This is a genomic window from Subsaximicrobium wynnwilliamsii, assembly GCF_007997225.1.
In the GTDB taxonomy this organism is placed as follows: Bacteria; Bacteroidota; Bacteroidia; order Flavobacteriales; family Flavobacteriaceae; genus Psychroserpens; species Psychroserpens wynnwilliamsii.
Window position 1 is genome coordinate 34,099 of the sequence record NZ_VORM01000010.1, and the last position, 23,977, is coordinate 58,075.

The window sequence follows — 23,977 nt, forward strand, 5'->3', positions numbered from 1 at the left end:
TTTAATTGGTTTTAAAAAGTTAGATTTCCGTAATTTACTTATATCAATTGGTTTATTTTCCTGCTATCCCAAATTTATTTAATATTTTGGGAGAAGTCTTGCGCATTTCAAAGTAATCATGACTTATTTCATATTTTTTAACGCTGAAATTTTATAAATTGCTTGCATGAATTGTAATTCGAATTTAAATAGTGCCTTAGTTACCTAAAAATCAGGTCGGTTTCTACGGAATATGAATTAATCCGTTTTATGAGACTTCTAATTTCGAAAGCACAAACCTTAAATAACCAAAAAACCATATCCATGAACAAAATAATCGTACCGATTGATTTTTCAGAACATTCCGAATACGCCCTGCAAAGCGCAGCATTATTGGCAAAACGTTACGACGCAGAGTTATTGGCGCTGCACATGCTCGATCTGGAAAGTGATCGACTAACAGATTCCAGCGACGAGCAAAATGAAAAAATGATTTTCTTTCTGGGTTTAGCAAAAAAAAGATTTCACAGCTTTTTGGATAAAGACTATCTAGAGGGGATAAGCGTTACGCCAATTGTCAAGCATTTTAGGGTGTTTAGTGAGATAAGTAATGTCGCAGAAGAACATAAAGCCGATTTAATTGTCATGGGATCCCATGGCGCAAGTGGTTTGTCTGAAGTGTTTGTAGGGTCCAATACCGAAAAAGTAGTTAGAAACTCCAAAACGCCAGTGTTGGTCATCAAACAAAAACCCAGCACACTTAATTTTGAAACGGTGGTTTTTGCATCAGATTTTAACGACGAAGCTGTTTCGGCCTATCAAAAGGTACTCCAACTCTTTCAAGGCTTCGGCTCTAAAGTGCATTTGCTCAATGTGAATGTTCCCGGTCAAGGCTTTAGAAGCTCTGCTGAATTAGAGAAACGATTGGCAAATTTTCTTCAAAAGGCCGATGGCAATTTGGATAAAATCAATGACATTCATTATGTATCGGATTATTCCGTTGAAAAAGGGATTCACAATTTCTCCAATCTTGTGGGCGCCGATTTGATTGCTATCCCAACCCACGGTAGAAAGGGTTTGGCACATCTATTCAGTGGCAGCATATCTGAGGATATTGCGAACCACTCATCCCTACCGGTAATTACATTTAAAATATAAAATACACCACCAAATAGTTAATTACTAGACATTCAAGGAAGTCAAACTTAAAAGTTTGGCTTCTTTTTTTTTGTAAATTATAAATAGGACTTAATTGTCTTAAATATGATAAATGTCATAGATTATACTTGGTTCAATCTTTAAATTTGTGTTAATTAATTTATAATGCTAAAACAAACTATTATGAAAACACTATTGAAATTATTTACAGTTTTAAGTATCACAGTCTTATTGAGCTGCGGAGGCAAAGAAGACAAGAAGAAAGACTCAAGCTCTGAAAGTAACAGTCCTAAAACCGAAAAAGCGACACAAACGCCAGCTGCAAAAACCGAGACAGCAGCAAAGACTCAAGAGGTAAAACCTTCCAAAAGGGTGGATCTTACCACCAAAGGCGTTGGTCCAATCAAATCAGTGACTTTAGCTTCAACCATTGACCAAGACATGGCGGCAAAAGGCGCAGAGGTTTTTAAGAACATGTGTACTGCCTGCCATAGAACAGATAAAAAGTTCATAGGTCCCGCTCCAACAGGAATATTAGAGCGCAGAACTCCAGAGTGGGTTATGAACATGATTTTAAATCCTGAAGGGATGGTTAAGGAAGATCCTTTAGCAAGAGAATTGCTCATTGAGTTTAACGGATCGCCAATGGCCAATCAAAATTTGACAGAAGCCGAAGCCAGATCAGTCTTGGAATATTTTAGAACCTTATAAACAACACTGCCAATCAAAACCACAACTAATGAAAACAATCAAAAAATTCTGCTTCGTCTTAGCCTTTGCTGCCTTGTTAAGCGCCTGTAAAGAAGAAGACAAGGGAACTACCACAGCAACTCCTGTTGCCGAAACAGAAAACACATCCAGCGAACGTACTGGTCAGGCCTTTATTAAAGATGACGTAGGCAAGCCCACGGTTTTGAGTATCGCAATGAACTCAAAAGACCATACCACTTTAGTTGCAGCGGTACAAGCAGCGCAATTGGAGAATGTACTAGTAAACGCTGGGCCATTAATGGTGTTTGCGCCAACCAATGCAGCTTTTGAGGCCTTACCAGATGGTACAGTCGAGAATTTATTGAAACCAGAAAATAAAGAAGCGCTGGCCAATATCTTAAAGTACCATGTAACTCCTGGGAATTATTCTAAAGAATTTTTAATGAAATTCAAAAAACTGGGACAAGCCAACAACGGGTATGTGAAAGTAGAAGTTGTGGATGGCGAGCCAATGGTAGGTGGTGCCAAGATACTTGCTAGTGTACCTGCAGGTAATGGAATTGTGCACGTCATTGATAAAGTATTGTTGCCTCCAACTGAATAATAATTGACACGAACATAAATTTTATAAACAATGAAAAATATACTAAAAACAAGTGTTGCTCTTGTATCTATCTTGATAGGTTTTACAAGTTGTAACAACTCAGGTAAATCTAACGGTGGCTCAGGTGCATTGGCAAGTAATGTTGCAGAAAAAGTGTACGTCCCACCAGGGGAGTATGATTCGCATTACGCATTTATGTCGGGCGGTTATAGTGGTAACCTTACCGTTTACGGACTTCCTTCCGGAAGAATGTTCAAAGAGATTCCGGTATTCTCTCAATTCCCAACAAACGGTTATGGGTATACAGAAGAAACGACACCGATGTTAGAAACTTCTTATGGCTTTGTGCCTTGGGACGACTCACACCATCCAGACATTTCTCAAACTGATGGAGTGCTAGATGGGCGTTGGATTTTTATCAACGGAAACAACACGCCGCGTATTGCACGCATCAGCTTGACAAATTTTGAAACGGAAGAGATTATTGAAGTGCCAAATAGTGCTGGAAACCACAGTTCCTCATACATTACAGAAAACACCGAGTATGTTGTAGCTGGAACACGTTTTTCTGTACCAGTGCCGCAAAGGGATATGCCTATCAAAGACTATAAGGGTAACTTCAAAGGCGCATTAACCTTTATTTCTGTAGATCCAGAAGAAGGACATATGGATATAAAATTCCAAATACTAATGCCCGGCTTTAATTATGACTTGTCGCACCCTGGACGTGGTAAATCTCACGGTTGGTTCTTCTTTACAACATATAACACAGAGGAAGCAAACAGTTTGTTAGAGGTAAACGCCTCCCAAAATGATAAGGATTTTATTGCAGCGATCAACTGGAAAAAAATTGAAGAATACGTCAATAATGGCGGTGGTACGATGATGCCGGCTAATTATGCGCACAACTTATATGACGAAGATACGCATATGGCTACATCTACCATGAAAAAAGAAGTACGTGTGGTAAATCCTTCTGAAGTTCCTGGAGCTATTTATTTACTGCCAACGCCTAAATCACCTCATGGTGTTGATGTAGATCCATCTGGAGAATATATTGTGGGTAATGGTAAGTTATCGGCCAACTTAACAGTACACTCCTTCACTAAAATGATAGATGCTATTGAGAACAAAGAATTTGATGGTGATGCATATGGCATTCCAATCATAAAATTTGAAGACGTCTTGGCAGGTTCTGTAGAGCAAGCAGGATTAGGCCCATTACATACAGAGTTTGATGGGAAAGGAAATGGCTATACCACCTTCTTTATCTCTTCTGAAGTTGTAAAATGGAAATTAGGCACTTGGGAAGTGTTAGATAGAAAACCAACTTACTATTCTGTAGGTCATTTAACAATTCCTGGTGGAAACTCACGTGAACCTTTTGGTAAGTACATGTTTGCCATGAATAAAATAACAAAAGATCGTTATTTGCCAGTAGGACCAGAAATGGAGCACTCTGCCCAACTCTATGACATATCAGGAGATAAAATGGAATTGCTTTTAGATTTCCCAACCCACGGTGAGCCGCATTATGCAGCTGCCATACCAGCGGAAATCATCATGAATAACGTCAAAAAAATCTACAGATTAGACGAGAACGAGCATCCTAGAAAAGCAACCAACGAATCAGAAACAAAAGTGGTTCGTGAAGGAAAGAATGTACATATTTACATGACCACAATACGTAGTCACTTCTCACCAGATAATATTGAAGGTGTCAAAGTAGGTGATAAAGTGTTTTTTCACGTAACAAACTTGGAGCAGGATTTTGATGTCCCTCACGGTTTTGCGGTAATTGGCGCTAATACGGCTGAATTGTTAGTCATGCCAGGTCAAACCAGAACCTTGACTTGGGAGCCGAAACAAGTAGGTGTATGGCCGTTTTATTGTACAGATTTCTGTTCTGCATTACACCAAGAAATGCAAGGATATGTGCGTGTGTCTCCAGCAGACTCCAACCTAGATCTTTCATGGTCTTTGGGTGAATAGTTTCAAACACATTTAAGATTAGGGAAGTTTTGTTTTAGTGTTTATTTTCCTAAATAAGGCGGGGGTTGTCTTTTCGCTCCCGCCTTTCTTTTTTATAATCACTAAACACTTTGTAAATATTACCGTCATTCAATACATCATCTCTAAATAGTTAATACGATGAAAACAGCTGGCATTATAATGATAATCGGTTCATTGCTTTTACTGGGACTCTTCAAGTTTCCGCTATGGAACATCATGCTTGGAGCGCCTCAATATCCAGATCCTCTAGGAATGGATATTTATATTACTGGCATTCAAGGTGTAGATGAATTTGACCTCCAAAATATTGATGGTTTAAACCACTATATCGGTATGAAAACCATACCAAAACCAGAAGAAATGTGGGAGTTTTCAGTGTTTCCTAAAGTGATTCTGGGCATGGCCATTCTAGGTGTTATTATTGGAATTTTAGGGTTTTTTAAAAAACTAAACTATAAGTTCTTTTTAGGTTGGTTTTTATTAATGACTGTTTTAGGGGTATTGGGAATGTATGACTTCAATAATTGGTTGACCGATTACGGAAGTAACCTCGACCCCAATGCCATTATCAAAGTAACTAATCCAGATGGTTCACCAATGTCTTACAAGCCGCCTTTAATCGGCTATCAAAAACTCCTCAATTTTGATGTGGACTCTTGGCCTCATATAGGAGGTTACCTTCTGTTTGTTGGGATGATCTTGACCCTTATTGCGTTTTGGTTAGGCAGAAGAGCGAGCTTAAAGAAGACCACACAGTAAACGCTGTACTTACAAAAACACTAAAATCATGAAAACACTAAAACACATATCAATTCTGGCATTATTGACCTTAATCTTAGGGTGTAATGCAGCTCCACAGCCCATTGACTATGGCAATGATGGATGCGCGTATTGCAGTATGACCATTGTTGATAAAACGCACGCTGCAGAAATTGTAACCAAAAAAAATAAAGTCTATAAATTTGATGCTACAGAATGCATGATCAATTTTATGGATGAATTTGACACGTCGGAAATTGAACTGTATCTCTCCAATGATTATTCAGAGCCAGGCACTTTAATTGATGCTAAAAAGGCCACATTTTTGATCAGCAAAAACATTTCAAGTCCTATGGGAGCCTTTCTTTCAGCTTTTGAGAAAAAAGCAGCGGCTGAAGACATGCAAGCAGATAAAGGTGGCGACCTCTATTCATGGGAAGAATTACTAGCGCATCTTAAAGATTAATAACATGAAAAAGCTAGTCGTTTTTTTTACGATCATTTTTATGACGGGTGCATCTCTTGCCCAAACTTTGGAAGTCTGCACAACCTGTCCCATTTCATCGCTAAAAGCTGCCATAGCCAAGGCCAAGGCCTTTGATACCGTTGTGGTTAAAAAAGGCAGGTATAATGAGTATGACGTCGTTATTGATAAACCACTTACCATCATCGGAAAAAATCATCCTGTGATTGATGGTAAAAATAAAGGGGAAATTATCACGATCGTTTCAGATAGTGTTACTGTTGATGGGCTTCATCTTATTAATGTTGGAACTAGTTATACTGAAGATTATGCCGCAATTCGTGTTAAAAGCAGCGCGCATTTTGTGATTCGGAATTTAATTCTTGAAAAATTGTTCTTCGGAATTTATATCGAAAAATCAAACCATGGAAAAATACGCAACAATAAGATCATTGGCGATGCGGTGGAAGAATATAATTCCGGTAACGGCATTCAATTATGGTATAGTAAACATGTGGACATTGAAGACAATATCGTTCAGCACGTTAGGGACGGCATTTATTTGGAGTTCTCCGATTTTTGCACCATCAAAAACAATCTCAGTTCTTTAAACGTACGCTACGGCTTGCATTTTATGTTCTCTAATGACGATGTCTATCAAGACAATGAGTTCTCGAATAATGGCGCTGGCGTTGCGGTCATGTTTTCCAAACGGATAAAGATGTACAATAATTTGTTTAAAGACAACTGGGGAAGTGCATCTTATGGCATGCTGCTAAAAGAAATAAACGATTCTGAAATCATTGGAAACACCTTTGAGGACAATACCGTAGGTATCAACATAGAAGGCTCTAACAGGATCATCTATAAACATAACAATTTTAGTAATAACGGTTGGGCCATCAAAGTACGTGGCGCATGTTATGCCAATACCTATACTGAAAATAATTTTCTTTACAATTCTTTTGATATGGCTTACAACAGCAACGTCAACGACAATACTTTTGACCGCAATTATTGGAGTAATTACACGGGTTATGATTTGAATAAAGACGGCGTTGGTGATGTGCCTTATAGACCGGTTAAATTATTTACCTATATCGTGAACCGCACCCCAGAAACCATTATTTTGTTGCGAAGCATGTTTATAGATATCATCGATTTTTCCGAAAAAGTATCGCCTGTGTTCACGCCAGATGATTTGTTGGACAATAACCCCCTAATGAAAAAAGTCACATGGTAACAATAGAAGGTTTACATAAAAAATTTGGAAAGCAGCAGGTCTTAAGTGGATTGGACTTGAGCATTAGCGAGGGTGGCATTTTCGCCATTCTTGGCCCCAATGGTTCTGGAAAAACCACACTCATCAAGACCATTTTAGGAATGGTCATCCCCGATAAAGGCGAAATTTCGGTTTTAGGCAAAAACATCAAAGTCAATTCCGAATACCGACACAAAATCGATTATCTGCCTCAAATTGCCAATTTTCCGAGCAATTTGAAAGTCAAGGAATTGATCAAGATGATCAAGGATTTGCGTAAATCAACCAAGGAAGACGAGCGTTTGATAGAGCTCTTCAGATTAACCCCTTTTTTAGACAAAAAACTGGGTACGCTTTCTGGTGGCACCAAGCAAAAAGTGAATCTGGTGTTGACCTTTATGTTTGACAGCCCTATTGTAATTCTGGATGAGCCCACTTCTGGTCTGGATCCTATTTCGCTCATTAGGCTGAAGGATTTGATCCAAGCAGAAAAAGCCAAAGGAAAAACCATCTTGATCACGTCTCACATCATGAGTTTTGTGGAAGAAGTTTCCGACGAAATTGTTTTTATCCTAGAAGGAAAAATCTATTTCAAGGGCAGTATTTTAGAATTGAAAACCAAGACCAATCAGCCAGATTTTGAACATGCTATTGCGTCCATCTTAACCGAAAACCATGCTTAAAATATTAAAATACAGTTTTTACGATTTGATGCGCAGCCGTTGGAGTTACGTCTATTTTGCGTTCTACCTTTTGCTGGGTATTGTGCTGCTATTTTTGAACAACGATTTATCAAAAGCCGTCATAACCTTAATGAATGTCATCATTGTTTTGGTGCCCTTGATCGGGACCATTTTTGGCGTGATGTACTATTATAATTCTAAAGAATTTACAGAGTTGCTCTTGGCGCAACCACTAAAGCGTTCGTCTATATTTATGGGTCAGTATTTAGGTGTAGCCATCTCCTTATCCATGAGTTTGATCTTGGGACTGGGACTGCCCTTTGTATTTTATGGCTTGTTTGAGAGTAGTGCTATATGGGACTTTTCATTGCTGCTGATTACAGGCACATTTTTAACCTTGATTTTTACGGCTCTGGCCTTTAATATCGCCTTATCAAACGAAAATAAGATCAAAGGCTTTGGCTATGCCATTCTGCTCTGGTTATTTCTCGCGGTCATTTACGACGGTTTGTTTTTGATGACCTTGATTATGTTTGAAGATTATCCCTTAGATAAGTTGTCATTGATAGGTACGATGCTCAATCCAATCGATTTGTCTCGAACACTCATTCTTTTAAAACTGGATATATCGGCCTTGTTGGGATATACAGGTGCCGTGTTCAAACAATTTTTTGGTACCAGTTTTGGCCTCATCGTATCCTTTGCAATGCTCACTGTTTGGGTAATTTTGCCCGTGCTGAGAATTATATTTAAATCGAATAAAAAAGACTTTTAATGATGAGAACACAATACAGCATAATCGTCATGATGATGTTTTCAATTTTCCTCTTCAATTGTAAGACCGAAAACAAAAAGCGAGCACCAATAGATAGTGCTGCACAAGAACTATCCATGGCAGATAATTTAGAGCTCAAATTGAACAATGGCGAAAAATGGGTCGCCAATACCGAAACCCACGAAGGACTTAAAAGCATGGACTCTATCATGCAGGCATTTGTGAACAGCAATGCTACGGACTATCTTGAATTAGGTAAGCAATTGTCTAAACAAACCAGCTACATCATTGAAAAATGTTCAATGAAAGGGGAATCCCATGATCAATTGCATGTGGTGTTGGTGCCAATGCTGGACGAAATCTCAATCTTAAAAGAAAGCAACAATGCTGAGGCTTCCAATGTTGCGGTTTCGAGATTGGAACAATTGATTCAGCAGTATTTCAAACATTTCAGTTTTTAGTGCTATTGCACTTTTATTCGTTCTTCAAATAAGAAAATCGCCTAAAATTCGTAATATGAACTTTGCATTGTTTCATAAAATAACCGCTTATATCTTAGTGTTCATGTTGTGCTTTCAAAACGTGAATACTTTGTTTATTGTAGGCGATTTTATGGTCAATCAAGCGCTTATTGCCAAAACTTTGTGTGTCCAGAAAGAAAACCAGCAAGGCTGTAACGGTAAATGTCAATTGCGAAAAGAACTATCGGAAAACACACAAACCTCCAAGCCTGAAGCTCCTGCCCAAGACTATAAGCGCTTGACCTTGGACGTGTTCTATCTTTCAGAAAACTTACATGATTCGCAAGTGTTCTGCTTGCGCTCCAGAAAAGAAAACATAAAATTAGCTACACCAAAACTTTGCAAACTGTATCTAGACATTGATACGCCTCCACCTAATTTCATTTAATTTTTTTATTACAAAATCCTAAGGATTTCAAACCGTTTCTGGCTTAATATACTAAGCGAGCAGGCGTTGGTTGACTTTATTTCAAACTAAAAAAATTAATAAAATGAAATTATCAAATCTATTGCCAGTGCTTATGCTGGCGCTATTTACCATGGCTTGTTCCTCAAGCGATGATCAGGCGCCACTAGTGATCAATGAAGTTGAAGGTCTTATAAAAATCCAAGAAATCTCAAATAGTACCCATACCATTGAACTTTTCAATAAAAGCGGATTATTTGAGACTGGCTTCAATGACATCAGTCTAAGACTCAAGGATAAAGTGACAGATGCTTACATTGAAGAAGCCAGTATCTCGTGGATGCCAATGATGCAGATGCCAAGCATGCAACATTCTTGTCCTAAATCTGCCATTTCCAAAGTAGCGGGAAAGGCTACTCTTTATCAAGGGAATATCATTTACCAAATGACCAATACAGATGGTTCTGGATGGTCGCTTGACTTAAATTACACCCTTGATGGGGTGGACTATATGGCTAGTGATACCATTAGCGTATTTCAAAGTGAAAGTCAAAATGTGTCGAGCTTCACGGGGAGTGATGATATGCGTTATGTGCTGGCATTGATAGCCCCTGAGAAGCCAATTATAGGCATTAACCCGATGGAAGTGGGGCTTTATAAAATGGAAAGCATGATGGCATTTCCAGCAGTACCTGATTATACCATTAAGTTGGATCCAAGAATGCCCGGTATGGGCAATCATAGTTCGCCAAATAATACCGACTTGATTTTTCAATTGGCAGATGCCAGTTATCAAGGCAATTTATCCCTGACCATGACTGGGTATTGGGTCTTGAATTTGAAATTGATCAATGCTGCAGGCGAACTACTGAAAGGTAAGGATGTCACGGTTGAAAACACGCAAAGTTCACTCTATCTGGAGTTGGAATTCTAAACCCAAAAAATCCATAACTTAAACAGATCCACAAGACATCTTGTGGATCTGTTCTAAACTTTCAAAGATGAAAAAGGGCATTCTATGTTGCTTTATCGTGTTTTTTTGTGGCCTTGTTTATGCGCAGCAGGAAAATAACGACGTCAAAAAAGACACCACGATTTTAAATGAGATTATTGTGGTTGGGCAACGAAAACTGAGCAATTACCGACAAGAAAAAACATTATCCAGTATTGACGATTATTTAGAGAAATCAAATAAAGTAACCATGATCAAACGTGGCGGTTACGCTTGGGAACCAGCACTCAACAACATGAATAGTGAACGCTTGAACATTACCATTGATGGCATGCAAATTTTTGGTGCTTGTACTGATAAAATGGACCCCATTACCTCCTATGTAGATGTCTCTAATCTAGACAAAGTCTCCATTGGCTCTGGGCAATCGGGCACAGAAAATGGACATAATGTGGGTGGTGGCATCGACCTGCAACTTGCAGCATCTAAATTTCATGGCGCTGGTTTAATAACAAATGTGGATTTGGGTTACGAAACCAACGGCAATTATAGAATACGCGGTATGGATCTTGAATATTCAGGCCAAGCATTTTTTCTCAATTTCGACGGTATCTATAGAAAATCAGACAACTATAAAGCCGGAGGTGATAAGGAAGTGTTGTATTCCCAATTTGAGAAATTCAATCTGTCCTTGCAAACAGGGTACAAGCTTTCTGAACATCAAACTTTAGAAGCACATGCCATCTATGACAAGGCCACTAATGTTGGCTATCCAGCGCTGCCTATGGATGTGTCGCTTGCTGAAGCTTTGATTACATCCATCACGCATAGTTTTAAAGCAGACTCAGCGTTTATAAAAAGCTTAGAATCCAAACTCTACTTCAATACCATCACGCACATCATGGACGATTCTCAACGTCCTGAGGTACCAATTCGTATGGACATGCCTGGTTGGAGTGATACCTATGGTTTTTATAGTAAAGCCTCCATTCAAGAAAACAAACATAACATATCGCTTAACTTGAATGGCTTTTACAACCGGTCTTTGGCCGAAATGACCATGTACCCAAACGATCCCAATCAATCAGCCATGTTTATGTACACCTGGCCTGATATTAGAACGCTTTACAGCGGTGTCTACGCTAAGGATGATTTTCAAATGAGCAACAACGAAACTTTAAGCGTTTCATCGCGGCTGGGATACCATAGAAACAAAATAGCCGAAGAGGTCGGTTTGGGAAGCCTTCAGATATTTTATCCGCAATTGAAGGCCTCTAAATCCAGAGTGCTTTCCAGCTTTGCAGCAAACTATCTTATTAAGAAACCGCAACATGATGTGTCTTTTGGCTTGGCCTATGGCGAACGCGCGCCTTCAGTAAGTGAAGGCTACGGCTTTTTTCTTTTCAATAGTTTTGATAATTATGATTACATAGGCAATCCCACATTGGCAAACGAAAAGGCCATTGAAGCGAACCTAAAAGCCAATTATCACAAGAATAGATTTCATATTGGCTTTGAGGCGTCCTACTTTCATCTTATGGATTATATTATTGGTGATATTGCTGAAACACTTAGCCCAATGACGATTGGAGCAACTGGCGTAAGGATTTACAAGGCTTTATCAAATGCCTCAATTTTTGATGTGTATTTAAATTCCTCTTATAAACTTTCTGAAGCATTAGCTGTAAACGCAACCCTGGGGTATAATCGGGGTAGAGGAAGCAACGATGAAAATTTGCCTTTGATCAAACCCCTGTCATTTATGGCTGAATTTAACTACAACACTCCAAAATTCAATGCAGCACTTCAATTGGAAGCTAATGGGAACCAAAGCAATTACAGTGGTTTTTATGGAGAAGACGAGACGCCAGCCTACGGTGTTCTAAATCTCAATTTTGGAAATCTGTTTTATATGAAAACCAATAAAGTGGTTTTTAAATATGGTGTTGAAAATGTGTTGGATACCAATTATAGCACTTTTGCCGATTGGAATAATATTCCCAGACAAGGCCGAAATGTTTATGCAAATTTATCGGTAGTCTTGCAATAAATGCGCTAATAAAAATAAATCAAATGGGCTATTGCAGGGTTAATTGATACCTGCAAATTTTTCCGAAGAAATTTACCCTGCATTTATCATAATTCGGATAAATTTGTCTTAATTATGACAAATGTCATATTTTTCTCCTATTCCTATTTTTATCTTTGTCGTACTAAAACAAATTAAAATGAAAACGATACTAAAACTAACCACATTCACTGTAGCACTATTTATGTTTAGCTGCATGGAAAACAAAGGAAAGGAATATGCAACTGCTGAAGAGATCCCCGTAAATAGGGAAATGCAGGCAGAGTTAACCTCACCACCAAATGTCCCTCGTCCAGTAGGTAAGCGCAAAGCCAAAAAACTTATCGTTAATATGGAGATTTTGGAACAAGAAAGTGAAATCACAAATGGCGTAAGCTATGTCTATTGGACCTTTGGAGGCACCGTTCCTGGAAGTTTCATTAGGACCAGAGTAGGTGACGAGGTTGAGTTCACATTGTCAAACCACCCAGATAACAAATTGCCTCACAATATCGATTTACACGCAGTGAACGGTCCTGGAGGTGGTGCAGAATCCTCTTTTGTAGCGCCTGGCTATGAAAAGACCTTCTCTTTCAAAACGCTAAATCCAGGATTATATGTGTACCATTGTGCCACCGCTCCCGTGGGGATGCACATTGCCAATGGCATGTACGGTCTTATTTTGGTAGAGCCAGAAGGTGGTTTGCCACCAGTGGATAAAGAATATTATATCATGCAAGGCGATTTCTACACCAAAGGTAAAAATGGCGAGCGTGGGCTTCAACCGTTTGATATGCAAAAAGCCATAGATGAAGATGCAGATTACGTAGTGTTCAATGGTAGTGTGGATGCACTAACTGGAGATAATGCGCTTACGGCCAAGGTGGGTGAGACCATACGATTGTACGTAGGCAACGGTGGGCCAAATTTGGTATCGTCTTTTCACGTGATCGGGGAGATTTTTGACAAGGTGCATGTTGAAGGTGGAGATATGATCAATGAGAATGTGCAAACCACATTAATACCTGCTGGGGGTGCTGCAATAGTGGAGTTCAAAGTAGACGTGCCGGGATCTTTCATCTTGGTGGACCACTCCATCTTTAGAGCCTTCAATAAAGGCGCACTCGGGATGCTCAATGTAGAAGGAGAAGAGAGAAAGAAAATCTATTCTGGCGAAATTCGGGAGGGCATTTATTTGCCTGAAGGTCCAACCATTCAAGCCATGCCAACAACCGACGAGATCGTTGAATCTGAGATTCCTGCAAAAAACTTGGAAGAACAGTTGAAATTTGGAAAACAAGCTTACAATCAAACCTGTGTGGCTTGTCACCAAGCGGAAGGACAAGGTATTGCTAATGCCTTCCCACCTCTGGCAAAATCAGATTACCTAAATGCCGATGTCAACCGCTCCATTGACATTGTCTTGCACGGTCTAAGCGGTGAGATCACTGTTAATGGTGATACCTATAATAGCGTCATGACCAAGCAAATGCTTTCTCCAGATGAGATTGCCAATGTATTGACCTACGTTTACAACAGTTGGGACAACTCTGGTGCAGTGGTCACGAAAGAAATGGTCTTAAAAGTTAAAAATCAAAAATAAAAACATGAAGTTCCAAGCCATCAGCATAGTGTTTGTTTTATTGGTGTTTCAAACCGTGCTTTTTGCACAGTCTGATGGCATGGTTTTCATTGAAGGTAGTCGGTATTTGCCGCTCTACGGGAGGGATTCCACTGTGGTTGAGGTCAAGGATTTTTTGATGGACCAATATCCTGTCACTAATGCAGATTATGAAAAATTTGTAAAGGATAACCCAAAGTGGCGCAAATCCAAAGTCATCAAATTATTCGCCGATGACAGCTATTTGAATAATTGGAAAAATGATCTGGAGCTCAAGCATAGTGAACGAGCTGACAGTCCGGTGACTTTTGTTTCTTGGTTTGCAGCCAAGGCCTATTGCGATTGTCAAGACAAGCGTTTACCAACGGTAGATGAATGGGAATATGTAGGGATGGCCGATGAAACAACCAAAGATGCACGATCAAAAAAGGCCTATAATGAACAAATCTTAGCTTGGTACGAAGCGCCAAGATCTAATGAGAATAGCATTGGGCAAACCCCAAAAAATGCTTATGGCGTCTATGATCTCCATGGCTTGGTGTGGGAGTGGACCCAAGATTTCAACTCGGTAATGATCACGGGCGAATCCAGAAAAGATAAGGATCTCGACAATAACTTGTTCTGCGGAAGTGCTGCAGTCAACGCCACAGACCTTATGAACTATGCAGCCTTTATGCGCTACGCCGTTCGCGGAAGCCTGAAAGCCAAATACGCCATGAAGAACCTCGGGTTTAGATGTGTGAAAGATAGTGCTATTGACCAATAGGCAACTAAGAAACAAGAACCCAGACCGCTTACTTCTAAAAGGCTCTCACAGGTCGCTTTTGGAATTGACCCTAAAAATTGTGTAAAAGTCATTGAACCCAAAGTCGTTATCAATTGGTAGTACGACAGACTTCAATTTTGACATAAAACACAGTAAAAACCTAAAAAAATGAAATCAATAAAACTAGTTATAACCGCAATAATCATCATTGCCACTATGCTGTCTTGCAACTCGAATAGCTCCAAAAAAGGGCAGGAGGAAGCAACACTTTACGAATGCCCAATGCATTGTGAAGGCGATAAAACCTATGATGAACCTGGCTCTTGTCCGGTTTGTAAAATGGATTTGGTTCCTGTTTCAGAATTGGAAACCAAAGCCCTAGTTGCCACTGAAATTTCCGAAGCATCCATTTTCAACCTCACTACCCAATGGCATACTGAAGAAGACAAGGAAATTCAGCTAAAGGATTTAAAAGGAAAAACCTTGGTCATGGTCATGATCTATACCTCTTGCAAAGCAGCCTGCCTCAGATTGGTGGCCGATATGCGCGCCATTGAAGAAAAAATTCCCGATGTGCGTATCAAGGACATCGCGTTTGTGATGGTAAGTATCGACCCTGAAGTGGATACGCCAGAACGTCTCAAAGCATTTGCCAAGGAAAATTATATGGATGATGAGCAATGGACCTTCCTTCAAGGTACTGAGAGTGGTGTGCGGGAATTTGCCAATGTACTTTCCATGAAATACAAGGAAATTTCTCCAATAGATTTCTCACACTCCAACATCATTAGTGTCTTTAACCCAGGAGGGGAATTGGTGCACCAACAGGAAGGTTTGGGCGTCAATAATGATGAAACCCTTGAAAGCATTATGCAACTTACCAATTAAATACGCCTAGTCCTAATTGGCGTGTGCTTAAGAATGAGAACCAAACTGGCGGAAAGCAGAATGTAGAATGCAATGCTGTTTATTTTCCAGACCATTCTGTTTGGTCTCACAAATTTCAAGTCGAAAAATGACTTACTAAGCCTTAAACTCATAAAAACGATTTAGTATGAAATATCTCGCAATAATCCTTTGCTTAGGATTTGGCATGGAAAACTTTGCCCAAAATTTTGAAATTTCGGCGCAGTTAAGGCCACGTCTAGAGTACAGACATGGTTTTAAAACCCTGTTTCAAGACAGCGAAGATGCGGCAGTGTTTGTGTCGCAACGCAGCCGCTTGAATCTTGGCTATACGACTGAAAAATTAAACCTCTATTTGAGCCTACAAAATGTGAGGATCTGGGGCGAAGTGGCTACCATGGCCACTGCAGATGTGAACGGAACCGCCGTTCATGAAGCTTGGGCTGAGGTCAATTTGAATTCCCAGATCGCTTTTAAATTTGGCCGCCAGGAATTGGTGTACGACGATGAGCGTCTTTTTGGGAATGTCGATTGGGCACAACAAGCCCGCAGTCATGATGCATTGTTGTTTCGCTTTAAACCAAGTGCCAAGCATCAATTGGATTTGGGGCTCGCCATTAACGCAGAAAGGGAAAGCATATTTGAACAAGAGTATCTGGTCAATGAGTACAAATCAATGCAATACCTTTGGTACCACACCAATCTCAAAAACATCAAACTTAGCTTAATCGCGCTCAATACAGGTTATGCTTTTGAAGATGATGCTGCCGAGCAGGAAATCGATTATTTTCAGACTTTTGGCACACATCTCAACTACGGAAAAAATCGGATGAAAACAGATGCCTCACTTTATTATCAAACTGGGCAGCTTGCCAATGCAGATTTAAGTGCATACAATGCATCACTGAATGCAACCTATTCCATTTCGAAAGTATTTTCAGCAGGTCTTGGTGCGGAATACATTTCTGGTACCGATATGGATGCAACAAACGGTAAATTGGAATCTTTCAATCCGCTGTTTGGTACCAACCACAAATTCAATGGGTTGATGGATTATTTTTACGTGGGAAACCACATCAATTCTGTGGGTTTAATAGATTTGAATGCGAAATTAATCTATCACAACGCCAAATTTTCAGCACAATTGGTACCACATTTGTTTTCTTCCGCAGCAACTATTGTCAACAGCACGAATCAAAAAGTGGACGATAATTTAGGCACAGAAATTGATTTGACCCTGGACTACCACCTTACAAAAGACCTGTCTTTTCACGCAGGCTATTCGCATTTGTTCGCTACAGAAAGTATGGAGACCTTAAAGGGAGGCAACAGCGATGCCACTAATAATTGGGCCTGGTTTATGATCAACGTGAATCCGAGTTTGTTTAAAACCAGCTTCAGTAAAAAAGAATAGCTGGTTGAGTGAGATCGTTTAGTTGCAGATGCCAACAATTGAAAATTCAACCTAAAAAAGTTGATTTATAGACTTAGATGCCTTTAGTGGCAGGTGACATCACTCCAATGTACTTAAGGCAATCTCAATCATGGTTTCAAAGGTAGATTCCCTTTCTTCAGTAGTGGTGGTTTCCTTAGTGACCAAAGAGTCGGAAATGGTTAAAATAGAGAGCGCTTTTACTTGGTGTCTTGCGGCGATGGTATACAATCCGGCGGTTTCCATCTCTACGCAAAGCACGCCAAATTTTGCCCACTTTTTGTAGGTGTTCACATCATCTTCATAAAACTCGTCTGATGACAGCACATTACCGGCCTTGATTTCAATCTGTTTTGATTTGGCATAGGATGCAGCTTTCATAAACAGTTCAAAATTGGCGGTTGGTGCATAATCTGCATTGAAAAACCGCGAGTTATTGATGCCCGAAGTAGAGGAAGCCGCCATGGCAATCACAATATCGCGAATATTAACTTCTTTATTATAAGAACCTGCCGAGCCCACCCTGATCAGGTTCTTTGCACCGAAGTTATTGATGAGCTCATGACAATAAATCAATGCCGAAGGAATGCCCATGCCAGTACCTTGCACAGAAACCGCTTTGCCCTTGTAGGTTCCCGTGTACCCGAGCATGCCCCTAACGTCGTTATAGAGTATAGGGTTTTCAAAAAAAGTTTCGGCAATCCATTTAGCCCTTAATGGGTCTCCTGGCAACAAGACGGTTTCGGCAATCTCGCCTTTTTTCGCTTCAATGTGAACACTCATAAATGCTGTTTCGTTTATTGAGAATCGTTGCTCATTCTACCAGTAAGCTCGTCGATATTGATGACAAAGACGATAGGGATGTCGTCGCCTTTAATCCTGGCAGAAAATTCACTGATAAAGTTGAGATCATTATGCTCTGCCTGAAGAATGGCATCTTTTACACCCAACGAAAATTCGTGCAGCAAGGCTTTGGCATCTGGCCCTTCCAGTTCTTCGAAATTGCCGTGCGCCACGACCGATTTCCACTGTTTGATTGATGTGATTTCAGATACGCCTATCGATACTGGCTCATGCAAGCGCATGGCAGTAATTTTATGGCCTTCGCCGGAATAACAAATTATTCTGTCATCCTTATACAAATAGGTAATTGGAACCACAAAGGGTCTGTTTTGATAGATATAACTCAAATCGCCAATATAATTTTGGTTCAAGAGTAGCTCACACTGTTTTTTGTTTAAGGGTTTTATCATGATGAAGGCGTTTTAAATACGGTTTAAATATAAGCAAGCTTCCTATTGCACACAATGATTTTTATCATCTCACTTGTTGGGAACGGTTATTTCCAGAATTCATCGTCGCTCTTATCCACAAAGTCTTCGGGTTGATGAATGGTTTCAATATACCGCAATTGTTCTTCAGTGGCGACCTTTTGGATCTCTGGGAACAGCACGCGTTCTTCAAAGCGAATGTGCTGCTCTAACTCTTCTTCAATTTTACTAAGTGTTTTAGTATCCTCATTTTTTTCAGCAAATAAACGCTTGATGCGTCTGTGATCGGCCAAAGCACTTTTGACCTTTTCATGATCGTTGCCTATGATGGGGAAAATGTATTTTTCTTCCACTTCAAAATGCGGAATCAAATGGTTTTCATAAAACCAATCGGCATAGACCCGTATACGTGCTGGAGCGACATCCTTGTTGAATCCTGAACGTATTTTCCAGCTTAAAAGGAGTCCGTGATGGTGTTGTCTACTTAAAGGTTGTAAGGCTTTATGGCGTTTTTGAGGTTTGTCTTTCATGGGTTTTGCTGCTTATGAATTTGTAAATGAATAGGAATAGCCCTAATGGCAATAAGATACTAAAGCTGAATAAGAATGCATAGTAATTTAACAGGATTCCCTTACCAAAATAAAACTGATACCCTTGAATCGCCAAAAGAATTTCGGTTAGGAAAATACCCAGTAAAAAGCTGTAAATCCCAAAATTCAGGGTCTTGCCCATTTTCCGGAAATACATCTGCGAAATAAATGCCAACAGAAAGCTGGAGATGATCCCCAACATGACCAAATGGATGAAACCAATGATGAAATTGCGATGGGAGAAAAGGACGTTCGCAAAACTTGGTAATAAGGTAATCACTGGCAACACAATTTTGAGAATCACACAAATCAACGCAAAGCGATAGAGATTAGTGATAACGGGTGGTTTAAACTGAAAAAAGGCATATAGTTTGGGCCGAATCAATTTTAAGAAGGCGATCAAGGTGGCCATCTGTAAAATCACGCCAATTGCATTGAGGAGTAAGAGACCTTCAAAAGGCGCAAACCACTGCAACGGAAGCGCAAAAGTAAGTACGGTGGCGCTAATGAGTAGCACAAAAAACCTTTTGAAAGCGGTTGAATATTCGATTTCTAAAAGATGAAAAAAGACGGCGAGTACCGCAATCAAAAACCAACCATTAAATTGAAAATGCAAAAAGAACTGTATGGCAATTTGAAAAAATGCCGAAGCTTGGCCTAAAATTGCGGCTGCAGGTCCCAAGCACCATACGCCTATGGTAGAAATGACCATGAACAACAGTGCTGCTTTAAGTAAATATTGGGTGGCTTTGGATTTGGTTTGCTGCTGTGTCCAGACTAAATACACAAAATAGTAGCTGCAAAAAATATGTAATGTTGAAAATGTGATTGAAATAGCCGCATAGCCTTGAACCGGAAAGCTGAGCATCATCCCAACCACACTCAATTGCGTGACCCAAAATAAGCGCGTAAAAACTGGTTTATTAATCTCACAGGGTTTTATTCCCAGATGCTTGAATCGTTTTTCCTTTTTTTTTTGGAATTTGGGATTTGTTTTTTTTGGGATTTGATACCTCGTATGCTTGCATCGAGGTAGTTCATTGGGTATGAAATAATGTACAATAAGCAAATACAACATCAAATAGACCCAGCCCAACATCGCCACATGCGAATGTGCGTGGGTCAAGAAACGATAATTCAATCCAATGGGAGCAATAAAGCTATAGCGCAAAGCCAGCCCCATAAGTGCGGCTACAAGAAAATTGATAAGGCAGATAATGACCAGTCTTTTTGGCATTATAAAGCGATTTGCTGCTTGAGCTTACAAGTTAAAAACAAATCACTTCCCTCGATGGCTTTGGCTGTGTTTTTTGATGATTTCTCTCGAAAATCATTTGTAATACAGTTAGGCATCCCAAGGGAAGTGATCATTCAACTAAACAAAATTAAGCAAATTGTTGTTCGAGCTTCACAGCTTCTGGGAACAAGATGTTGTTTTCTAAATGAATGTGTAATTGCAAATCTTTTTCAAATTCCTCAAGCATGGCAAAAGTCACTTGATAGGTGTTGCATCCATCGGCAGGCGGCGTATAATTGTCGCTCAAGGCTGCAATCTCTCTAAATCGAACACCTTCATTATCATGATCTTGCATCATCGTGGCAATCGGGTTTTTGACCGTGCCGAATCCTGGTGCTTTTACTTCAGTATTTGCCAACTTGGCTTTGACCATGTTTTTGATGAAGGGGAATAACATCAATTCCTCTTTTTTCATGTGCGCTGCGAGTTCTCCTGCAGATGCAGTAAAAAGCTCGTTGATTTTGAATAACTCGGGATGGCGTTCGCCGTGTACTTTGCACAACTTATCTAAAAACTGTCGCAATACCGGTGTTTTTTCCTCGACGTAGCGGTGGTGTTTTTTCTCGATATACTCCGCCAATAAATCCAAAGGCCAGGATTTGTAGTCAATGCTTTGGTCTGATTTTGAGTTCATGCTGGCATCAAGCTCCCCTAATAATTGGTCGCAATCGATATCATTTTTCTCGCAGACTTCAGCCAGCGTTCGGTTTCCTCTGCAGCAAAAGTCAATCTTGTGTTTTGAGAATACAGCTGCGGTTCTAAAATCTTCAGCCACGAATTGGCCAATCTGTTTTTGGGTGTCTCTTTGTAAGGTTTCCATAATGTGTCCCGATCTGTCTTTAATTTTGGATCTTTCTGGGTAATTTAAATGTTAGTACTCAGTTTTTATTTCGGATAAATTTATCCTTTTTATGTTCAAATTTTTTTTCGATAGTGCTTCGTGCGCGCTTCTAGAGTTTCAAAAAGGAAACACCAGATTTAATATCCTTCGCCAGTAACTCAAGCGTGGTATTCTCTAGCATGTTTCTTAAATCATTTCGAATGAACACAAATTGATCGTGTAAGGAGCATGGGTGTTCTTCATCACACACCTTAAAGCCCAAACCGCAGCCATGCAACAATTGGTCTCCATCTATGGCAGTTACAATTTGGGAAAGTTTGATCTTGGCAATATCTTCTTTGTTGATTTCAAAACCGCCATACGCGCCTTTTACCGAATTCACGATGTTATGCTTGACAAGCGCCTGCAAGATCTTTGCAGTGAATGCTTGTGGTGAGTTGATTTCCGCAGAAATCTCTTTGGGGCTCACGCGGTTGTCATTATACGAATTGATCGCAATAAAAATGGAGGCTTTGATGCCGTATTCGCAAGCTTTAGAAAACATAGTGTGTGTTTTGTGGTACAAATATAACCAAAGTTCTTAATTAAGACAAATTTATCCGAAATGTATTTCCAAATAATTTTATCCTTTTTGATCTAAGATTTATTAGGTAAGCCTAGAGTTGATTTAGCAAAAATTTGATCAAATCGGTAGTGGTTACAATCCCCACCAATTCATCATTTTCAATGACGGGTAATGCATTGAATTCTTTTGCAGTCAGGATTTTTGCGACTTCTTTTACCGTAGTGTCTGGAGTGATGGTCGCTACAGTTTTGGCCATGACTTGGTGGATGGTGAACATATCGTAAACCGTTGTTTCTATATCGTGGGCATCGCCATTTTCATCTTCAATGGCATCGGCTACGCTAATACGCAAAATATCAGAATGGCTCAAAATTCCCACAATTTTATTTTCATGAACAATGGGGATGTGTTTGATCTTGTTTTCTTTCAACACGGTTTCCGCCTGCTCTAAAGTACTATTGAGCGGTAGGGTAATGACTCTTGAGGTCATGATGTCTTTTACAATGGCACTTTTATTCATGGCAGTTTGGTTTTTTTTTCAGGTCTAAAGATAGTATTTTCAATCGAAAATCATTCAAATACCGCGGCTTTACAACAGCTTTAACGCTGCTGCTATTTTTAGCTACAAATCTTCAGCAAAAGACTCGCATAAATTGATGGTTTCTTTGATATCTTCCATCGTGGTTCGTGGGTTGATGAGGCACATTCTCAAAACCACTTGATTTTGTAATACGGTAGTGACCAGCAAAGCTTCGCGTGAGGCCACGACTTTTTCTGAAATCTGCTGGTTGATGCGGTCCAATTCTTTTTCAGAATAGTTCTTGCCCAGCGGGTTGTACCTAAAATTGATCACGGCCAGCGTCGCCGGTGAAATGACTTCCCATTTGGCACTGGTTCGCAGCAAATCTTCCACACGTTCAGTGATTTCTATATTGTAGCTTACCGCTCTCTTAAAGGCATTGAGACCAAAAGTCTTGACCGACATGTAGAATTTCAAGGCCCTAAAACGTCGGGTCAATTGAATGCCGTGATCGTAAAAGTTGATTTCAGAGGTATTGCCCTCAATATCTCTTAAATATTCGGGTTTTTCGCTGAAGGTCTCGCTGAGCCATTTGTGGTTACGTACCAAAAGACAGCCCATTTCATAAGGTTGGAACATCCATTTGTGCGGATCTATGGTAAGCGAATCGGCCTTTTCGATGCCTTTTAGTTCTTGTTTTCCTTTTTCTGAAAGAATTGCTGCTCCACCATAAGCACCGTCTATGTGGTACCATAAATCTTCGCTCTTACAAATTTTCGCAATTTCCAACAAAGGGTCTACCGTACCCGTATTGGTGGTCCCCGCGGATGCGATGATGCAAAAGGGTTCTAAACCTTCCAATTTATCTATGGCTATGGCGCTTTTGAGTTTATTGATGGCCATTTTGAATTCCATATCGGTAGGGATGATGCGCACCTGTTCTTTTTTGAAGCCCAATACGCGTATGGCCTTAATGTTTGAGGAGTGCGCTTGGTCTGACATGTATATAACGGCTTTAGAAAAGTCATCGCCCAGTTTTTGGCCTCTTGCAGTGACTAAAGCAGTCAAATTTGCCATGGAGCCACCGCTGGTAAAGATGCCGCCGCCTTTTTTCTTCGGAAATTTAAAAAGTTTGAGCAGCCAGTTCATTGTTACGATTTCCAATTCTGCGGCAGCGGGAGAGCCAGCCCAACCTCCAGAAAAGACGTTGAAACCAGTCGCCAAAGTATCGGCCATTACGCTCACATAATTACTGGGACCCGGTACAAAGGAGTAGGATTTTGGATGCGTGACAATATTACTGTTTGGCAAGACTTTTTGGGTTACCAAATCAAAAACCGTTTGAAAATCGGTTGGGTCTTCTGGCACTTCTCTGTTAAAAAGGGTATCCATTTCCTCGCGTGAGGCCAGGGCTACCGGTTTTTTGGAACGTTCGGTGTCAAAATGGTCTACAATGGCATCAATGACTTGATAGCCATACTGTTTCATCTCATCTTTTGATAACTGTAAGGTATGCGAAGTCTCTTTATCTGGAATCATTTTTTTTACTTTTTGCAAAGGTAATTCAATCTGCTAAAGCAACCATAGTAACTGCTTCATATTGCGGGCTAAATCGCGAGTCCGTAAATAAAGGCGAAGTGCTTCAGTGGTAACGAAAGAAAAATTAATCCAAACCAAATCTTAGGCTCAAATTTTGCTAATTAATTGACGAAGCTATTTCAATTAGTTTCAGGCTTCCGCAGAAAAATTCAGGTTGCTACTAGATAGCTTGAATTTTAGGTTGGGCTTTGAATATTCCCGGGTTTCAACAGCTTA

General features: G+C 39.9%; 25 protein-coding genes. 17 read left to right on the forward strand and 8 right to left on the reverse strand.

All coding sequences use genetic code 11. From position 1 onward, the window contains the following. Nucleotides 1–303: 303 nt before the first annotated feature. From ESY88_RS10200 to ESY88_RS10280, 17 genes are all read left to right on the forward strand, one after another. A complete protein-coding gene (locus tag ESY88_RS10200) occupies nucleotides 304–1,137 on the forward strand; it encodes a universal stress protein (RefSeq protein WP_147086667.1) in 834 nt (277 codons plus the stop codon). Nucleotides 1,138–1,320: 183 nt separating this feature from the next. Further along, the gene (locus ESY88_RS10205; protein WP_147086668.1) at nucleotides 1,321–1,848 is read left to right on the forward strand and encodes a c-type cytochrome; all 528 of its coding nucleotides are present in this window, start codon (nucleotides 1,321–1,323) and stop codon (nucleotides 1,846–1,848) included. Between the two features lie 28 nt (nucleotides 1,849–1,876). After that, a complete protein-coding gene (locus tag ESY88_RS10210) occupies nucleotides 1,877–2,452 on the forward strand; it encodes a fasciclin domain-containing protein (protein WP_147086669.1) in 576 nt (191 codons plus the stop codon). A gap of 30 nt (nucleotides 2,453–2,482) precedes the next feature. Beyond that, nucleotides 2,483–4,444 (forward strand): Sec-dependent nitrous-oxide reductase, encoded by a 1,962-nt coding sequence (nosZ, locus tag ESY88_RS10215; RefSeq protein WP_147086670.1) that lies wholly within the window; start codon nucleotides 2,483–2,485, stop codon nucleotides 4,442–4,444. 159 nt (nucleotides 4,445–4,603) lie between these two features. After that, entirely contained in the window at nucleotides 4,604–5,224 is a 621-nt protein-coding gene (locus tag ESY88_RS10220; RefSeq protein ID WP_147086671.1) for a hypothetical protein, read from the forward strand. A gap of 28 nt (nucleotides 5,225–5,252) precedes the next feature. Then, nucleotides 5,253–5,690, forward strand: a complete 438-nt coding sequence (locus ESY88_RS10225) for a nitrous oxide reductase accessory protein NosL (protein ID WP_147086672.1) — start codon at nucleotides 5,253–5,255, stop codon at nucleotides 5,688–5,690. A 4-nt stretch (nucleotides 5,691–5,694) separates the two neighbouring features. Then, nucleotides 5,695–6,930, forward strand: a complete 1,236-nt coding sequence (locus ESY88_RS10230) for a nitrous oxide reductase family maturation protein NosD (protein ID WP_147086673.1) — start codon at nucleotides 5,695–5,697, stop codon at nucleotides 6,928–6,930. Then, the gene (locus ESY88_RS10235) at nucleotides 6,924–7,631 is read left to right on the forward strand and encodes an ABC transporter ATP-binding protein (RefSeq protein WP_147086674.1); all 708 of its coding nucleotides are present in this window, start codon (nucleotides 6,924–6,926) and stop codon (nucleotides 7,629–7,631) included. Before ESY88_RS10230 ends, ESY88_RS10235 begins: the two co-directional genes overlap by 7 nt. Continuing rightward, nucleotides 7,624–8,406, forward strand: coding sequence for an ABC transporter permease (locus ESY88_RS10240; protein WP_147086675.1), 783 nt, complete (start codon nucleotides 7,624–7,626; stop codon nucleotides 8,404–8,406). Before ESY88_RS10235 ends, ESY88_RS10240 begins: the two co-directional genes overlap by 8 nt. After that, nucleotides 8,406–8,867 (forward strand): hypothetical protein, encoded by a 462-nt coding sequence (locus tag ESY88_RS10245; RefSeq protein ID WP_147086676.1) that lies wholly within the window; start codon nucleotides 8,406–8,408, stop codon nucleotides 8,865–8,867. The genes ESY88_RS10240 and ESY88_RS10245 overlap by 1 nt, the downstream gene beginning before the upstream one ends. 55 nt (nucleotides 8,868–8,922) lie before the next feature. After that, the gene (locus ESY88_RS10250; protein WP_147086677.1) at nucleotides 8,923–9,315 is read left to right on the forward strand and encodes a hypothetical protein; all 393 of its coding nucleotides are present in this window, start codon (nucleotides 8,923–8,925) and stop codon (nucleotides 9,313–9,315) included. Nucleotides 9,316–9,418: 103 nt separating this feature from the next. Then, nucleotides 9,419–10,267 (forward strand): hypothetical protein, encoded by an 849-nt coding sequence (locus ESY88_RS10255; protein ID WP_147086678.1) that lies wholly within the window; start codon nucleotides 9,419–9,421, stop codon nucleotides 10,265–10,267. Between the two features lie 67 nt (nucleotides 10,268–10,334). Then, a complete protein-coding gene (locus ESY88_RS10260) occupies nucleotides 10,335–12,335 on the forward strand; it encodes a TonB-dependent receptor plug domain-containing protein (RefSeq protein ID WP_147086679.1) in 2,001 nt (666 codons plus the stop codon). A 223-nt stretch (nucleotides 12,336–12,558) separates the two neighbouring features. Then, a complete protein-coding gene (gene nirK / locus ESY88_RS10265; protein WP_394343955.1) occupies nucleotides 12,559–13,956 on the forward strand; it encodes a copper-containing nitrite reductase in 1,398 nt (465 codons plus the stop codon). Nucleotides 13,957–13,960: 4 nt separating this feature from the next. Next, nucleotides 13,961–14,740, forward strand: coding sequence for a formylglycine-generating enzyme family protein (locus tag ESY88_RS10270; protein ID WP_147086681.1), 780 nt, complete (start codon nucleotides 13,961–13,963; stop codon nucleotides 14,738–14,740). 168 nt (nucleotides 14,741–14,908) lie between these two features. Continuing rightward, a complete protein-coding gene (locus ESY88_RS10275; protein ID WP_147086682.1) occupies nucleotides 14,909–15,628 on the forward strand; it encodes an SCO family protein in 720 nt (239 codons plus the stop codon). Between the two features lie 166 nt (nucleotides 15,629–15,794). After that, nucleotides 15,795–17,060, forward strand: coding sequence for an alginate export family protein (locus ESY88_RS10280; RefSeq protein WP_147086683.1), 1,266 nt, complete (start codon nucleotides 15,795–15,797; stop codon nucleotides 17,058–17,060). A gap of 99 nt (nucleotides 17,061–17,159) precedes the next feature. On the opposite strand, the gene deoD is transcribed toward ESY88_RS10280, so the two are convergent. From deoD to ESY88_RS10320, 8 genes are all read right to left on the reverse strand, one after another. Then, on the reverse strand, nucleotides 17,160–17,861 hold the full coding sequence (gene deoD, locus ESY88_RS10285) for a purine-nucleoside phosphorylase (RefSeq protein ID WP_147086684.1): 702 nt from the start codon (nucleotides 17,859–17,861) through the stop codon (nucleotides 17,160–17,162). A 14-nt stretch (nucleotides 17,862–17,875) separates the two neighbouring features. Then, a complete protein-coding gene (locus ESY88_RS10290; protein WP_147086685.1) occupies nucleotides 17,876–18,331 on the reverse strand; it encodes a pyridoxamine 5'-phosphate oxidase family protein in 456 nt (151 codons plus the stop codon). Nucleotides 18,332–18,417: 86 nt separating this feature from the next. Continuing rightward, nucleotides 18,418–18,879 carry a hemerythrin domain-containing protein gene (locus ESY88_RS10295; RefSeq protein WP_147086686.1) on the reverse strand — a complete coding sequence of 154 codons (462 nt, stop codon included), beginning with the start codon at nucleotides 18,877–18,879 and terminating at the stop codon, nucleotides 18,418–18,420. Next, nucleotides 18,851–20,176 (reverse strand): hypothetical protein, encoded by a 1,326-nt coding sequence (locus tag ESY88_RS10300; protein ID WP_147086687.1) that lies wholly within the window; start codon nucleotides 20,174–20,176, stop codon nucleotides 18,851–18,853. The genes ESY88_RS10295 and ESY88_RS10300 overlap by 29 nt, the downstream gene beginning before the upstream one ends. Before the next feature lie 148 nt (nucleotides 20,177–20,324). Next, nucleotides 20,325–21,056, reverse strand: coding sequence for an iron-sulfur cluster repair di-iron protein (gene ric / locus ESY88_RS10305; protein ID WP_147086688.1), 732 nt, complete (start codon nucleotides 21,054–21,056; stop codon nucleotides 20,325–20,327). Between the two features lie 130 nt (nucleotides 21,057–21,186). After that, a complete protein-coding gene (locus ESY88_RS10310; RefSeq protein WP_147086689.1) occupies nucleotides 21,187–21,621 on the reverse strand; it encodes an RrF2 family transcriptional regulator in 435 nt (144 codons plus the stop codon). Between the two features lie 112 nt (nucleotides 21,622–21,733). Then, nucleotides 21,734–22,162 carry a CBS domain-containing protein gene (locus ESY88_RS10315; RefSeq protein ID WP_147086690.1) on the reverse strand — a complete coding sequence of 143 codons (429 nt, stop codon included), beginning with the start codon at nucleotides 22,160–22,162 and terminating at the stop codon, nucleotides 21,734–21,736. Between the two features lie 102 nt (nucleotides 22,163–22,264). Beyond that, nucleotides 22,265–23,701: a pyridoxal phosphate-dependent decarboxylase family protein gene (locus tag ESY88_RS10320; RefSeq protein WP_147086691.1), complete on the reverse strand. Its 1,437-nt coding sequence runs from the start codon at nucleotides 23,699–23,701 to the stop codon at nucleotides 22,265–22,267. Nucleotides 23,702–23,977 lie beyond the last annotated feature (276 nt).